Below are 15,566 nucleotides of genomic sequence, written 5' to 3'. Positions count from 1 at the left end.
TTATCGATATCGCTCATCTGCCCAAAACATATCTTCAACCCAATCCAAAATATCGTAGCCATGTAAAAAAGGCAGAACATAAATACTACAGTTCTGCCAGAGAAACGCTTTACTTAACTCCTATTTTTTATTTACCAAAATATCCACTACTTAACCCGGACAAACCCTATCTTCCAACAACGTGAATTATTGACATAAAGATGAGGTTCATTCGTATCAAATTCAAAATCAATAATCAGCTCTGTAGCCTGAGAAAAATAACTATTCCCGTAAACCCACCGTAAGACTTCTTTTTTTCCAGGCAATACAACTGCATCAATATAAAGCTTATCACCAGAGGCTTCAATAGTAAGCATAGCTTCTGTTTCGTGACTATAATAGCGCCCTGACAATCGCTGAATATCAATATCACCTTTACCGATCATCTTTCTCAAATAAAAAACATTGCCATTTTCATCAATCTGTTCCAATGCGATAACATCATTATTTTCAATGATAGGTCTGAACCGAAATTCTCCCTTCTCCTCTTGGAATGTATCATCAGTGTTAAAGATAATCGGGTTGCCTTTTTCAAATAAATTACCTAATAAATAGCAATCCTCCTTGGTAATAATATAGGGATAGGGATCTACCCCTTTGAACATACCCGTGATATCGATATTGCTAGTTTGGCAATGCGGTTTTTCTGGCTTAGAAATATCAGTATTAAATAATGCATCAAGACATTGATTAACAAATTCAACAACATTAATACCTGTTGCAGTAGTCATTGCGATACCCAATTTGGCATCAGGTAAAATACAAACCTCGGCTTTGAAACCAGCGTAGGAACCATCATGTCGTATTATCTTTTGCCCCTCACGTTGGTTGATAAAAAAACCGTAAGCATAATTATTACGATTGCCATTCGTTAAATCTGGCGTACGGGATAAATAAGGCAACAAATCCTGTACAATAGATGGCGAATAAAATGCTTTTATCCAACGACACAAATCATTTACCGTAGAACGCAGCCCAGCACTACCTACCGTTGAATCGTTATGGTCATCTCTTTTCCATCGATTCGTACCTTCGTTATAAGAATAGCCTATCGCCCGGTCAGTGATAATCTCGGTGACATCATCATAGAAAGAAGTATGATTCATCTTTAATGGGACAAAAATATTTTCTTTCGCATATTCTCTCAATGACTTACCTGAAACCACATTAACTATTTCCGCTAGCAAATTATAGCCGGTATTACTATACAGATGATATTCTCCCGGAATAAAGTTAAGCGATTTTTGTCGTTGAATCAATTTTCTCAATAGATCAAAACTGCGGTGATCAAAGTCTGCGTTTTTACCCGCCAAACTATAAGGTACATATTTATCCCGTAACCCGCTGGTATGATGAATAAGATGCGCAATGGTAATATCAGAGAAATCTGTGGGAAAATAATCCACATATTTTCCGACTTTATCATTGACAGAAAGCTTTCCTTCTTTTTCCAGCAAAGCAATACAAAAAGCGGTGAATTGTTTTGAAACACTCGCCAAATAGAATTTAGTTCTGGGATGTACCGCAACCGCGTGTTCAATGCTGGCTTTCCCAATATAACGTTCATAAATGGTTTTATTACCGTGAGTAACAGCAACAGCGAGGGCACCACCATTCTTTTTATTTTCAATATCAATTAAATTATTTATTTTCCTGATAAGCAATTTAATATTACTTTCAGATATATCCAATTCCATGATTAATTCCCTTATTTCAGCTTATACAAACAGGTATATACATGCATTTTGGTAGAAAATATCTTTATGATCTCAATAGAATCCACACCATCCTGCCAGATAAACGCTATTTTCAGCCATATCAATTAAACTGCGACGAATTCTACCTTCCAACAACGACTATCGTTGAGAAAAAGACGAGGTTTATTCGTATTAGGATCCAACTCAAAATCAATAATAAGCTCAGTGCCAGGAGAAAAATAACTATTGCCGTAAACCCGCCGTAAGACCTCTTTACTTTTAGGAGAAATAATCGCATCAATATAAAGTTCATTACCAGAAGCCACGACCGTAAGAATCGCTTCTGTTTCGTGGTTATAATAACGTCCTAACAGTAGCTGAACATCGACACCACCATCATCAATCATCTTATCTAAATAAAAAACATTGCCATCTGCATTAATCTGTTCCAACGCAGTCACACTGTCATTTTCAATAATAGGTCTAAACCGGATTTCCCCTCCCTCCTCTTGGAATGTACCGTCAGCGTTAAAGATAATCGGATTACCTTTTTCGAATAAATTACCTAGTAAATAGCAATCTTCTTTAGTAATAATATAAGGGTAAGGTTCTATTCCTCTGAATATACCCGTAATATCAATATTACTGATTCGGCAAGGCTGCTTTTCTGGTTTAGTGCCGTCAGAATTAAATAATACATCAATACACTGTTGCATAAATTGAAAGGCATTAGTATTCGTTGCAGAGGTCACAACAATACCTAATTTAGTACCGGGCAAAATACCAATTTCTGATTTGAAACCACCATAACTACCACCGTGCCGTATTATATTTTGCCCTTCGCGCTGGTCAATAACAAAACCGTAAGCATAATTATTACCATTGCCATTGGTTAAATCTGGCATACGGGATAACAGAGGTAATAGATCCTGAACAATGGATGGCGAATAAAACGCTCTCATCCAACAACATAAATCATTCACTGTAGAATGAAGCCCTGAACCCCCAACCACTGCATCATTAAGATCATCTCTTTTCCACCGGTTTAAATTTTCATCATAGGCGTAGCCCATTGCCCGATCAACGATAATCCCGGTGACATCATCATAGAAAAAGGTATCTTTCATCTTTAATGGGATGAAAACATTTTCTTCGGCATATTCTCTCAGCGATTTACCTGAAACCACTCTGACTATTTCCGCCAGCAAATTATAGCCAGCATTACTATACAGAAAATATTCCCCAGGAGTAAAATTAAGCGCTTGTTGCCGTTGAGCTAATTTCCTCACCAACTCAATACGGCGGTGATCAAAATCTGCGTTTTTACCCGCCAAGCTATAAAGCAAAAACTCATCCCGTAACCCGCTGGTATGATGAATAAGATGCGCAATGGTAATATCAGAGAAACCAGCAGGGAAATAATCTAAATATTGCCCTACTTTATCATTGACAGAAAGCTTTCCTTCTTTTTCCAGCAAAGCAATACAAAAAGCGGTGAATTGTTTTGAAACACTCGCCAAATAGAATTTAGTTCTGGGATGTACCGCGACCGCGTGTTCAATGCTGGCTTTCCCGATATAACGTTCATAAATGGTTTTATTGCCGTGGGTAATAGCAACAGCAAGGGCTCCACCCTTTTTCTTATTTTCAATATCAACCAATTCATTTATTTTCTTGAGAAGAAACTTAATATGATTTGTAGATATATTAGATTCCATCATTAATTTCCTTATTCTAAGGTTATACAAACAGAGCATATAAATCTAGTCTGGTAGATAATATCTTTAGGATCCCAATAAAATCCACACCATCCTGCCATAAAAACACCACTCTCAATTCCTATTTAATTTGCAACAATGCCAATTAAACTGGGATAAATTCTATCCTCCAGCAACGTGAATTACTGATAAAAAGGTGAGGTTTATTCGTGTTAGAATCTAATGCAAAATCAATAACGAATTTAGTACTGGGAGAGAAATAACAATTCCCGTAAACCCGCCGTAAGGCTTCTTTTTTCCCTGGGTAGATAATTCCATCAATATAAATTCCATCTCCAGAAGCTGTGATAGTAAGAATCGCCTCTGTTTCGTGGCTATAATAGCTCCCTGATAACTGCTGAATATCGATACTACCTTCATCAATCTTCTTATCTAAATAAAAAGTATTTCTATCTTCATCAGTTTGTTCCAGTGCTACAACACGATCGTTTTTAATAATAGGTCTGAATTTGTCTTTACCACCCTCCTGTTGAAATGTACCATCATGGTTAAAGACAATCGGGTTACCTTCTTTCAATAAATCACCCAATAAATATGAATCTTCTTTGGTAATAATATAAGGATAGGGTTTCACCCCTCTAAAAATACCGGTAATATCGACATTACTGGTCCGACAAGGCTGTTTTTCTGGTTTAGCACCGTCAGGATTAAACAATACATCAAGACATTGATTAACCATTTTAACAACATCAATACTCATTGCGGTAGTAATAGCAATACCCAATTTGGCATCAGGCAACATGTAAATATTAACTCTAAAGCCAACGTAGTTACCACTATGTTGTATTACCTTTTGTCCTTCACGTTGGTCAATAACAAGGCCGTAAGCATAATTGCTAATATTGCCATTGGCTAAATGTGGTGTACGGGATAACTGAGGCAGTAGATCCTGAACAATAGATGGCGAATAAAACGCTCTCATCCAGCGACATAAATCATTCACCGTAGAATAAACTGCTCCTGCACCAGCCACCGAATCGTTGAGATCATCTCTTATCCACTGGTTCGACTCCTTTTTATAGGCATAACCCATCGCCCGATCAACGATAATATCGGAGGAATCATCACTGATACTGGTATCTTTCATCTTTAATGGGGCAAAAACATTTTCTTCGGCATATTCTCTCAGTGACTTACCTGAAACCACTTTGACTATTTCCCCCAGCAGATTATAGCCTGTGTTGCAATACAGATGGTATTCTCCCGGAGTAAAGTTAAGCACTTGTTGCCGCTGAATTAGCTTTTTCGCTAAATCAATATTCCGGTGGTCAAAGTTTGCATTTTTACCCGCCAAACTATAAAGCAAAAGCTCATCCCGTAACCCACTGATATGGTGAATAAGCTGTGCAATGGTAATATCAGAGAAATCTGTAGGTAAATAATCCAAATATTGTCTAACCTTATCATTGACGCAGAGCTTTTCCTCTTTTTCCAACAAAGCAATGCAAAAAGCCGTAAATTGCTTTGAAGCACTTGCTAAATAGAATTTAGTTCCGGAATGTGCAGCTACTGCATGTTCAAGACTAGCTTGCCCAATATAGCGCTGATAAATTGTTTCATTTCCGTGGGTGACAGCAACCGCGAGGGCCCCACCCTTTTTTTTATTTTCAATATCAACCAATTTATTTATTTCATCGATAAATAATTTAATATTATCTGTAGATATAGCCGGTTCCATCATTAATTTCCTTATTTTAAAGTTATAAAAACAGAGCATATATATGCAGTCTGTTAGATTACGTATTCGGTCAGTACTGTAAGACGGAAATAGGCAATATCCAAGTAATAACGATTATCATTTAATATATAAGGGGCAATATAAAGTGACTGCGGGCACTCATCCAGATTAGTGAACTCATGCCAGCAATTATTTTGGAACTGATAATCGAGTCAAAGAGATGGCTGTTGCCGGGCTAATTACGACCCGGCAACACAACTTTATTTAGTGGAAAAAACTATTTTCTTTGTACGAAAGACTAATACAAGTCCTGACAAGATAGCGACCATACCCAGCAGACTGAGAGCCGGTAATGCATTTCCCAAAAATAAATAATCCATTACGGCGGTAACACCAGGAACGAGATAAAATAGACTTGTTACATTCACCAAATTACCACTTTGAATAAGCCGGTAAAGTAATAGTTGAGCGACAACTGAAATCACTAACCCAAGCCATAATAATGAAATAATAAAGCCAGGCACCAGTTGAAATTCAAAAGGCTGGAAAGGAACAAACAGCAAGCAAAGCAGTAAACTGACACTATATTGCAGAGGTAAAACCGCAGAAGGAGCTTGATGAATTCGTTTCTGTAAAATCGCGCCAGAGCTCATACAAGCCAATGCTGCTAAGGCAAAAGTAATACCCGCAAAGGAAAACCGGGACAACACCAGGCTTTGATACACCACTAATATCAAGCCCAATAACGCTAATAATAAACCCGCTAAACGTACAATCGAAAAACGGCGTTCAATCACCAGCAGTGTGATAATCGGTTGAATTCCCATCACGGTAGCCAGAACGCCAGGCGTGATCCCGTTATCCAAAGCAAAAAAATAACAGATAGAATAGCCGCCAATTAATAAAACACCGGTACCGGCTATCTGTTTGCGTGTGCCGTGTACAGGCAAACAATGGCTATTACGCCTGAATAATAATCCCAGAAATATCAAAAAAATAAGCGCAATAGCAAAACGCATCGTGAGAATGGCAAATGCGGTACTGTGATCAAGTCCCCATCGAGAAAAAATCGCACCACTGCTCCACAATAAGACAAAAAGCAAGGTCGAGCTATAAGAGATCCATTGAGTTTTAGAAATCATAGGAATTCATACCTGTTTTACATTTAACGTACCCAAGCCAACGCAGCCAGCCAAATCTGGCAACACGTTGAATGTTAACCATCCCTCAGAGACGACATATTACACAGTTATGGATAATAAAGGAGGTGGAGCAGCAACAGGAGAAACAAAAGTAAAACGCATGCACACATTTGCTTCGGCTAATACCAGCCAGGTAAGCGTAATCAGTGTGCATGCGAGTAATGGCATAATCTGTATCTTTAACATTTACATTAGTCATTTTTAAATGTAGATGCATATTCCGCTATGGTCAAATATTTGTGAGAAATTTTCAACGTCATGAACACACCTATGTCCACCAAATAAGATCACCATTTTGCTGTAATCCCATAAAACAGGTCACGAGTAAACGCCGTTCCGGTGAAGAGGTAGCATTACCATTCAATACCGCATGGACTAAATTCCCATTCAACAATACCAAATCTCCCGCCTCGATATTAATCACCATACTTGCATGATCTTCCAATAATTCAGATGGATATGGAAAACCACTGTAAGTTAAACCAAGGGCACTACGTGATTGATCATCGGGTTGAATATTCCATACTTTTAATTGCCCCCCATTTTGGGGAACGTCAGCGTAAAAATTTACCGCCATGACACGATTAATTTGTTGGATCTCAAAATCACTCTGGCGTGGATCACTCAACTGCGCAAGATCATCATGAGGTAATAAAAGGAATTCACCGAAGTTATTCCAATACACAATTTTTGCATTTCCCGCAGCAACACCATGATACATAGCAGGACGCATTACCTGTGAGTCATTGCCACTAAAATGAGTTACTTGCTCAATGAAATGATCCATTGGATTGATTGTATCCTGAAACATCTCATCAATTGCCGGACGGAAATTTTCTGCTTCTTCTATATATTGACGGGTATCTTTTTCAATATGAGATGCCCCAATAAAATACCCTTCAACACCATCAATACCTTTGCCGTAACGGGGAGTGCGAGCTGGAGAACGCCAAAAATTTTCAACTATTTTCTTTCTTTGTTCTGGTGGAAGAAAATGACGAACCCGACAAGCCGCAAGGTGACCATCCAAAAGGTCAGAAACCGCATCCATTGATATATCGTTCGACGTTTCGTATACAATAAATTCTGATTCTGCCAGCTTTGTTCCTCTAATACTGGATTCTTCTTGTATCATAACAGACTCCCCAATAGTAAATTGATCGGGCTATCTAGCAAACCTGTAGTGATGAACTGGGATTATTTTCGCCTTATAGATCTGTGCAGCAGAGATCTACGCCTATGTAAAAAACCTAATATCGCAGGTACGGGACTAATAATCCTCTTCTGCGCAGCGAGCTGGGTTGAATATTTCTTGCGTAAATCAGGTAACAGCTTCCAGTGGGTGCCACCTGAGATATGATGCTCTTGATGATAGCCATCATTAAACATGAATAAATTATAGATACGTCCATAATAGCTCACTGAGTTTGCAAATCTGTTCTCCGGCTGTGCACCATAATGTTCGTAGTAGTTTTGAATATTAACCAGGACAAAGGCAAAATAGAGAGAGGGTAAATAACAAAATAAAGCCCATTCCCAAGACAGAGTGAATAAGATAATAATCCACACCGCCTGAAACAATCTATCTAACCTCAATTGCCATAACTCTTTAATTTTACTGGTTCTGGTATTAGAAAGAAGTTTTTCATACCCTTTATCAGCTTTACTAAGTGGTTTGTGCCAGATAAATAGAGACCAACACATGCGGACAAAACTATTATAAAAGGTAGATGCTGCGCCAAGGACAGAATAGTTCCAAAGAGTACTATGCTCGCCAATTTCTTTGCCATTTATAAAGGTAGAAGAGGTATCCAAAGGCCCGCCTTCACCTACTCCCCGATCGTTATTATATTTGTGGTGATTACGAACATGGGACAGATGATAAGACTGTACAGACTGCCCAATATTCATTGAATTCAGTATCGACACAAACCCATTCATTACACGAGAAACGAACCAGGGAGTATGGGTGAAAAAATGCGATATCACTATTATGTTGTAAGTTGTCATCAGTGTAAGAAGCACAATGTTGACTAACCACCCCATAATAGTGAAATGATCCCAATACATGACCAGTGTAACCGTGGCTACCGTATGCGAAATGCTTAATACAAACATGACTGCATCCCAAGCGGAATATTTCCAGATAGCCATCATTACTCTCCTAGTCAAGATAAGACTGTAAACTTCCGCGCCGCCTTACATCCACTGTTGCACAATGGAAGGAGCCACCGAAGGAGTTAAAGTTCCTGAAATTACATGGGATCGGCGTAAAGCCCCAACGTTTCATCGCCGCGATCATGGGTTCATCCTGCTTTTCAACAATTACCCGCTTCTCATCCAGCATCAGAATATTCATGTTGATCCATTTACTGGTCATATACAGAGGATGATTGTCAGGAATAACCGGTTCAGGCGCATGCAGCACATCCCATCCTTTAAACAGCTCAGGAACTTTTAACACCTTTTTCGGGTTAATTAATAGTTTCCCAGGCGCCATGGGAACAAATGTGGCATCAATGTGCATAGGACTATCATCATTAAATTCAAAAACATGAATACGATAATCATCACCTAAATGACGACGAAGCCACTCGATACCAAATTCATTCGTGACATGGCTTTTTTGCGCAATGATATCGCGCCCACACCGGATAAAATCCGCAGCATCAAATGTCGGTTCAAACTCGGTCACCGCAAGAGGAACACGATCCTTGCCATTAGGTTGATCCCATTCAAAATTATATTGCTCATCGATCAACTGTGGCTTTGGCCCAGAGCTCCATTTCGCGCCCTGTTTAAAATAATCTTTAAGTAGAGTCTTATAGGCCGCCGTTTCAAAATAGCGGGAGCGCCACGCCAGCGGGCATTCAATAATATCATCACCAATAACTAACAGCACATCACGGGGCATTGCACAATATAGCCCGGTGCTGCTCCAGCCCGGTGCACCAAATACCAGAGATTGATCCTGAGGTTCTGGCCGACGTACTGTTACCCCTTCGCTTTCAAGAATATGAACAAACTCTTCTAATTCCCTGGAAGCTGCTTCAATTTGCTCTTGTGGAAATGACCGGCCAGCATGCCGTTGAAAAGTCGTAACTTGATTTTCTGGTAATACAGGCTCCAAAGACATATGCCAGGAAGGGAATCTGGCACCATCAACAACACCGACGATCACCTCTTCAAGAGGATCCCATTCGTTAAAGGAATTAACTGGGGAAGAAATTTTACTATCACGATCTATTAAATTTGAATCAAGCATGTCGTCTCCTGATATTTTAATACTATGTCGCCTTAAAACTGTAACAACTGTAACAACTGTATTAATTGCGACCCTATCGCCATCAATGGTGACTTCTCAGAAAGAATTTAGTTTAAATATGAGTAATGATTAATATGATGGCTCTACGCATCCCTACAGTTTGAAAAATTAAATGGCTATGATTTTTTCAGGTTTAATAAACCCAGAAACAAATTATAATTTTTTTATTAAAAACGGTAATACACAGTTAAAAATTTTATTTTTTCATTATGAAATATTAAATCACTGCAATAATATACGACAACAACATTATAATTCCACCGTGCTTTTATAAACCTAAACTGACGCTATAAATTTACCTGCCCACAATAATATATAGACATTCAAATTTGTAAAGGTATTAGATTTAAGCACTGTGAAATAGAGCACATGTTATTGTTTGCTACATTATTATTTACTTATAAAACATTACCGTAGATAAATAAAGTGGAATTTATTTATGGGATATTGTTGTTTTATTTTCTAATGATCAATTCCAATAGAGGAAGGCAGAACGATAATATTACCGTTCTGCCTGTGGTTAAGTTAATATAATAGAAAACATATTTATGGTTTAAATAAAATCAGCTCTATTTTCTACCAGAAAAATAGTGAGTCTAATTTTTATTTATAATAATACTGTATTTGGAGAGACTATTTATTGACGAAGACCTGTATTGTCAGTTACTACTTTCTTGATGAAATTCTTATTCTCAGCAGACGTAATGCTAAGTGTTATATTCGCCTGATTATAATAAGCGTTTATAAGAAGAATTAAAGCCCGAGTATAATCATCACCGGTCACGTCACTAGCCAGAACACAATCAGCACCTAGAAATTTGAAAACAATGCTTTGGTTTTTTTTATCATGCTTACTAACAATTTGAGTAATTACATCGGTATACTCGCCATCAGATATAGCCTGTATAGTATGTGTATGTTTATCCATATCAAACCTCATAATATGATTAATTTATAAATAGACTTATATTACCCAAGATACAAAACAACAAACTGCTTATCTGAGAAATATAAGATAGTGGGCACTTCTACTACAAAATCAATATGCATTAATTGGTCATCTACGCGTCAGATATAATAGTTAGTATTTTTAATACCACATGAATATTTTATCTAACACATATAACTATAGATGCCATTCATACGTTGTCAAATAAAAGTGATAGCTTAATTTAAAAATACGTCTACATTGTCACAAAAAATAGAAATGCAGATCTTTCATATTAAAACTTTGATATATCATTAACTTTTTCCACATCTAACAGTTACATATATAAATGATAATAATATGGATATTTATTATCCTCCTTAAAAAGATAAAATTATTGATACAATCACAGAGTTAAAAAATAAATCATAGAAATTATAATCAGTGTATTGTTCGTGGAATTATGTTGCACTTACTATACGAATCCACCAAATATTATTATATTATTCCCTAATGATAAATCCCAATAGAAAAAGGCAGAACGATAATATGACCATTCTGCCTTTGACTAAGTGCATTTAGTAGAAAACATATTTATGATTTGATTAAAACCAGCTCTATCTGATTATATCCTTCAAACCAAATTAAATTATTCTACAGAATCTATAATTCCACGCACTCATTCAGAGATTTAATCAATACTTATTAAATCTCTACACCTACTATATATTTCAGCTTCATCAGCTTACTTTTTGCGATTTTTACTTTTACATCTAATTTTTCATGAAGAACACGTAAAAGAGACAGATAGAGCAGTACAACCTTCTCTTTATCTTTGTCACCATCAACCAGTAATAGATGAAAATCTTCAACCACACCTAAAATATTCAGACTAACGATCACTGAACTGGGTGACAGAATATCAATCCAGACCTTCTCTACTTTACCCACTTTCAGTTCATCATCTACAAGCAGCTCTTCATGTAACAGAATATCTTTCTTAATCATGATATAAACTCCAAAATTTAATGTAACTAATTGATAAATAACTTATATGGCTTTAGGATACAGACAATAAGCTATTCATTTTTGCAACATAAGATTGTGACCATTTTCACTAGAAAATAAGTGCCCATCAGGAATTTATCCAGCATTTAGATAATATACACAGCATTTTTGATGCCATATTAACGCTTTATCTAATACATATAACTATAGATGCCATTAATGTATTGTCAATAAAATACAAAAATAAATTTAATTATTTAAAATCAATATTTTACTACCAAGAAAAAATAAAAAAACATTTCACCGTGAAATGAATATAATGTTTCAGTAATTTTTTCTACCGAATATAATGGCAAATACCAATAATAATGAGAAATAACACGGATATTTCCCCCTACTATATAAAAGGTAAAGTCGAGAAATTCATCGCAAAAACAACAAATAGCTCATAACATTTCAACATTATATTTTATAGGAATTACAAGCGGCCAATTAATCATATGATGTTTTATTAGCAATATTATATATCACATCTTATTCTGTGATTATAACAAGAAGATAAAATAAAGATCATGCAATTGTTATATTATTAAATTGATTGCAGCCTATCAATGACTATTTTGTTATTTATATCTACTTTAATTTTCTCATTAAATATAATTATCTGCCATAAAATAGATTTATTTGACTCAAAATAAATATAGTATTAACAACGACTACCATCCCGAGATAATACGGCCAAAGCGTGGTATTAATGTTGATTATACCACGATTTATTACTGAACCCAATTTGGCTTCCCTAACATGGAAAAATGGCCTGATTAACACCATTTAAATCACAAGCGCTTATCCAGAAACCCTGGATAACCAATTTCTGATGTCTTCAACAATAGGAGTAACTTGCAAAACACCCTCGCTATTTTTAAATCTATGGCTTAGTCCCGGGTATTGATAAAAGGTAATATTTTCCTTATTTAATTGCTCTTCCATTTCCAACACTGCATTTACACTGACGGAATTATCATTCAATGTTTGAATAATCAAAATCGGTCTTTTTGTCTGACTTAATACGTCATATTGATTAATACCGAGCGAGACTTTCCACCAATTAGCACCATGATTACTCATTTCTAGCTCACCAGCATGATTATCGGTACGTATTTCTTTCTGGAACGCTCTGAATCCCTTAATAGCCTCATTGATATGCTCTGGTGGGACCTCACTCTTCATACTATGAATAACATCATCAGCGAAATACCGGCCACCACCATTCAGTGCAATCGTTCTATCAATGTAATTAACTTGTGATGTAATTAAATTGGCGACTATAGCCCCTTCACTTCCCCCTAAGATAATGATCTTATTATACTTACCTTGATTCTTCAGATAACCAATGACTTGAATATAATCCTTAACCCGCTGTTCTGGCGTATCTGATCTTATATAAGCCTTAGGACAATCCGAACGTTCCACCGCATCAGACCAGGGGAGAGAGGCATTAATGCCATATTTCTCTACCGTCAAAACATCAGTATCTGGATAAATATCACTGAATGTCTCATTCACAAATTTATTATTAGCGATACTGTTACAATCAGAACCTTGTATTAGCACCAATAAGTTTTTTCCACCTCTTTGCTTGAGGTAGTAAGTTATTTCACTACCATCATGACGGAAAAACTGTTTATGCGTATCTGAGTAAACAGAGCTTATACAACACAAAAAAACCAGCACAGACGCCAAAATTCTCTGTCGTAAATTAAAACCATATACTTTCATTAATATCTCCTTTAGCTGACATATTAAAGACCACAAACTGGCAATATTGTTCCCGTCAGAAAAATTTTTAAAATTTGAAAGCAAGGTTCAGAGTTTTCTGACCTTAATTCCTAACTATAATTACTACAACGCCAACTTCCTGGGGATAAGTAATGAAAAGCGATAAATGCACTCAGGCAAAGAAAACATTAGAACTCTCTGATAGTGAACAGAATATTTAACAATTAACACACAATCTGCTGGCGATAAAAGGCATTGGTATGTGGACCATTAATTACGCCCTGTTGCGGGGATTTAATTACCTGAACGGTTCATTACATGGTGATGTTACAGTAAGACGTAATATCCAGAGGCTCATCAACCAAAATGAGAAAATTTCTGCGGAACAAGCGGAAAAATGGCTGGCAAATTTCGCTCCCTGGAAAGCCCTGTTAGCCGCACATTTATGGCGGCAAGAGTCAAGTGCAGGGTATTGATAATGATAGATATAACCATTCAACTCAGAAGAGAGAGGCACTTTTATGAATATTGCAACTGCAAACAAGATACGATTTAACCCTGCTTCTCCAACATTTTCTCAGAATTTGTATCAAATCTATCAGCATATGCAACAACATCAGCCTATCTTGCGGCTTGGACATACTTGGGTGCTCACTCGTTATCAGGATGTCAGCTATGCGATGAAAGAACCTCGCTTAGGTAACGCTGATATTCTACAGCATGTGCTGACTGAGCTTCAGCGCCAACAAATCATGCTAAACCAACCACTACAAGACTTATTACAGAGGTCTTTACTGTTCAAGGAGGGAAATGCCCACCATGTGCATAGGAAGGCATTACAGTCACTGTTCAGCGGCACATGCTACCAATCACTAAAGCAACTGATTCAAGAGGAAATAATACGGGTTGTTCAAGCGCTAAAGAGGAACAACCAATTTGACGGTATCGCGCAGTTAGCCAATCTGATTTGGCCCCGCACTTTTGCTCGTTGGCTTAACCTGACAAGTGAACAGCAGGAGATCGTCGCTCAAGAAAAGCAAAATATCCGTCTATTGTTGGACCCCAGTGCGATTACATTTGCAAGCCTGCAATCGATGATGAAGGCAATGAAAACATTAGATGATCTCTTCAACCAGTTATTGAACATGCATTTTGCAGGCCGAGAATCGCCGTTTTTTACAGCCCTCTCATTAGGGTATCACCAAGACCACGATGCATTGAGGCACTTCTTCAGCATAGATTGCATCACGCTCGTAATAGGCGGAAGTGAAACGGGCGAGGCGCTTATCGGTAACCTGATTCAGGAGGTCGCAATGGATGCAGCCCTTCAACAACGTCTCCGTGAGGATCCAGCATTGATACGACTCGCCGTTCAGGAAACCATGCGCTATGAGTCACCTCTACAAATGGCGCGCCGTAGCGTTCTTAAGCCTCTATCGTTCCACGGTAGAACACTGAAAGAGGGGGATAGCGTCTTACTTTGTCTCGGGGCAGCAAATCGTGATGAGCAACAATTCAATGACCCAGGACGTTTTATTATGGGAAGAAAAGGCGGTCAGCGACATTTGGGATTTGGTGTTGGTATACACCAGTGTATTGGGCAATTACTGGCTCAATTTCAAGCGGAAAGTACATGTGAAGCTATGCTACGTATTTTGCCGCCATTTGTCATGGCCGCACCAGGGCAGTGGCAACAAAATAACCGGATGTTGCGAGCACTGGATGTGCTGCCGCTGACAACGTCTTTCGGCTATTTGAAAGGATAGATCTCATTATCTGAGATAGAGTTCTCCATAGGCAGGAGCTATCTACAGAGTGCAGTGATTATCTTGAGTTTTGCATCAGTCGTCGTTCATCACGGGATAGTAAATGCTATGATTGGCATAACTCAGTCCGATTGGGTTGATGTTTTCTTTTTAGCCGTTGATTAGATCGCTCAAACCGGATTGAGTTCCCTCAAATGATCTATTATTTGACGCAGCCATTTAGAACGACTTTACAAATAGTTCTCCTATCCCCAAGGCAGGTGACATAACGAAACATTCTCCTCTCTTCAACCCTATGCATAGACACTTCTTGATATCCAGCCTCTTTTTATCTAATTTAGCTAGATTATCTATCACGCCTGTATT

At 37.6% G+C, this 15,566-nt stretch carries 12 protein-coding genes; 2 read left to right on the top strand and 10 right to left on the bottom strand.

What is annotated here, in order from left to right; genetic code table 11:
• Positions 1 to 146 precede the first annotated feature (146 nt).
• The 10 genes from C5470_RS10650 to C5470_RS10605 all read right to left on the bottom strand — a co-directional run bounded on the left by C5470_RS10650 (position 147) and on the right by C5470_RS10605 (position 13,434).
• A complete protein-coding gene (locus tag C5470_RS10650) occupies positions 147 to 1,736 on the bottom strand; it encodes a serine hydrolase (protein ID WP_207626955.1) in 1,590 nt (529 codons plus the stop codon).
• A gap of 125 nt (positions 1,737 to 1,861) precedes the next feature.
• Positions 1,862 to 3,457, bottom strand: a complete 1,596-nt coding sequence (locus C5470_RS10645; RefSeq protein WP_166288654.1) for a serine hydrolase domain-containing protein — start codon at positions 3,455 to 3,457, stop codon at positions 1,862 to 1,864.
• Positions 3,458 to 3,599: 142 nt separating this feature from the next.
• A complete protein-coding gene (locus C5470_RS10640) occupies positions 3,600 to 5,195 on the bottom strand; it encodes a serine hydrolase domain-containing protein (protein WP_166288900.1) in 1,596 nt (531 codons plus the stop codon).
• A gap of 257 nt (positions 5,196 to 5,452) precedes the next feature.
• Positions 5,453 to 6,334, bottom strand: coding sequence for a DMT family transporter (locus C5470_RS10635; RefSeq protein ID WP_166288651.1), 882 nt, complete (start codon positions 6,332 to 6,334; stop codon positions 5,453 to 5,455).
• 328 nt (positions 6,335 to 6,662) lie between these two features.
• A complete protein-coding gene (locus tag C5470_RS10630; protein WP_207626954.1) occupies positions 6,663 to 7,529 on the bottom strand; it encodes a 2OG-Fe(II)-dependent halogenase WelO5 family protein in 867 nt (288 codons plus the stop codon).
• A gap of 62 nt (positions 7,530 to 7,591) precedes the next feature.
• Positions 7,592 to 8,551 (bottom strand): fatty acid desaturase family protein, encoded by a 960-nt coding sequence (locus C5470_RS10625; protein ID WP_242687914.1) that lies wholly within the window; start codon positions 8,549 to 8,551, stop codon positions 7,592 to 7,594.
• Between the two features lie 7 nt (positions 8,552 to 8,558).
• Entirely contained in the window at positions 8,559 to 9,659 is a 1,101-nt protein-coding gene (locus C5470_RS10620) for an amidinotransferase (protein WP_166288648.1), read from the bottom strand.
• A 697-nt stretch (positions 9,660 to 10,356) separates the two neighbouring features.
• Positions 10,357 to 10,647 carry a hypothetical protein gene (locus tag C5470_RS10615; RefSeq protein WP_166288645.1) on the bottom strand — a complete coding sequence of 97 codons (291 nt, stop codon included), beginning with the start codon at positions 10,645 to 10,647 and terminating at the stop codon, positions 10,357 to 10,359.
• A gap of 705 nt (positions 10,648 to 11,352) precedes the next feature.
• Positions 11,353 to 11,655 (bottom strand): Cro/Cl family transcriptional regulator, encoded by a 303-nt coding sequence (locus C5470_RS10610; RefSeq protein ID WP_207626953.1) that lies wholly within the window; start codon positions 11,653 to 11,655, stop codon positions 11,353 to 11,355.
• An 846-nt stretch (positions 11,656 to 12,501) separates the two neighbouring features.
• Positions 12,502 to 13,434, bottom strand: a complete 933-nt coding sequence (locus tag C5470_RS10605) for an alpha/beta hydrolase family protein (RefSeq protein ID WP_166288642.1) — start codon at positions 13,432 to 13,434, stop codon at positions 12,502 to 12,504.
• 260 nt (positions 13,435 to 13,694) lie between these two features.
• On the opposite strand from C5470_RS10605, the gene C5470_RS10600 reads away from it, so the two are divergent.
• Positions 13,695 to 13,910: a DNA glycosylase family protein gene (locus C5470_RS10600; protein ID WP_242687912.1), complete on the top strand. Its 216-nt coding sequence runs from the start codon at positions 13,695 to 13,697 to the stop codon at positions 13,908 to 13,910.
• A gap of 45 nt (positions 13,911 to 13,955) precedes the next feature.
• Positions 13,956 to 15,200 (top strand): cytochrome P450, encoded by a 1,245-nt coding sequence (locus C5470_RS10595; RefSeq protein ID WP_166288639.1) that lies wholly within the window; start codon positions 13,956 to 13,958, stop codon positions 15,198 to 15,200.
• The last annotated feature ends 366 nt before the right edge of the window (positions 15,201 to 15,566 follow it).

Origin of the sequence: Photorhabdus stackebrandtii, from assembly GCF_011189495.1 — a bacterium.
GTDB classification, from domain to species: Bacteria; Pseudomonadota; Gammaproteobacteria; order Enterobacterales; family Enterobacteriaceae; genus Photorhabdus; species Photorhabdus khanii.
Note: the sequence above shows the minus strand (reverse complement) of the source record. Positions and strands in the feature narration are given on the sequence as shown.

Excerpts from the sequence above, each read along its gene's own strand:
- C5470_RS10630 (WP_207626954.1), bottom strand. The coding sequence starts at position 7,529 with ATGATACAAGAAGAATCCAGTATTAGAGGAACAAAGCTGGCAGAATCA.
- C5470_RS10605 (WP_166288642.1), bottom strand. The coding sequence starts at position 13,434 with ATGAAAGTATATGGTTTTAATTTACGACAGAGAATTTTGGCGTCTGTG.
- C5470_RS10600 (WP_242687912.1), top strand. The coding sequence starts at position 13,695 with ATGTGGACCATTAATTACGCCCTGTTGCGGGGATTTAATTACCTGAAC.
- C5470_RS10610 (WP_207626953.1), bottom strand. The coding sequence starts at position 11,655 with ATGATTAAGAAAGATATTCTGTTACATGAAGAGCTGCTTGTAGATGAT.
- C5470_RS10645 (WP_166288654.1), bottom strand. The coding sequence starts at position 3,457 with ATGATGGAATCTAATATATCTACAAATCATATTAAGTTTCTTCTCAAG.
- C5470_RS10620 (WP_166288648.1), bottom strand. The coding sequence starts at position 9,659 with ATGCTTGATTCAAATTTAATAGATCGTGATAGTAAAATTTCTTCCCCA.
- C5470_RS10625 (WP_242687914.1), bottom strand. The coding sequence starts at position 8,551 with ATGATGGCTATCTGGAAATATTCCGCTTGGGATGCAGTCATGTTTGTA.
- C5470_RS10615 (WP_166288645.1), bottom strand. The coding sequence starts at position 10,647 with ATGGATAAACATACACATACTATACAGGCTATATCTGATGGCGAGTAT.
- C5470_RS10640 (WP_166288900.1), bottom strand. The coding sequence starts at position 5,195 with ATGATGGAACCGGCTATATCTACAGATAATATTAAATTATTTATCGAT.
- C5470_RS10635 (WP_166288651.1), bottom strand. The coding sequence starts at position 6,334 with ATGATTTCTAAAACTCAATGGATCTCTTATAGCTCGACCTTGCTTTTT.
- C5470_RS10595 (WP_166288639.1), top strand. The coding sequence starts at position 13,956 with ATGAATATTGCAACTGCAAACAAGATACGATTTAACCCTGCTTCTCCA.
- C5470_RS10650 (WP_207626955.1), bottom strand. The coding sequence starts at position 1,736 with ATGGAATTGGATATATCTGAAAGTAATATTAAATTGCTTATCAGGAAA.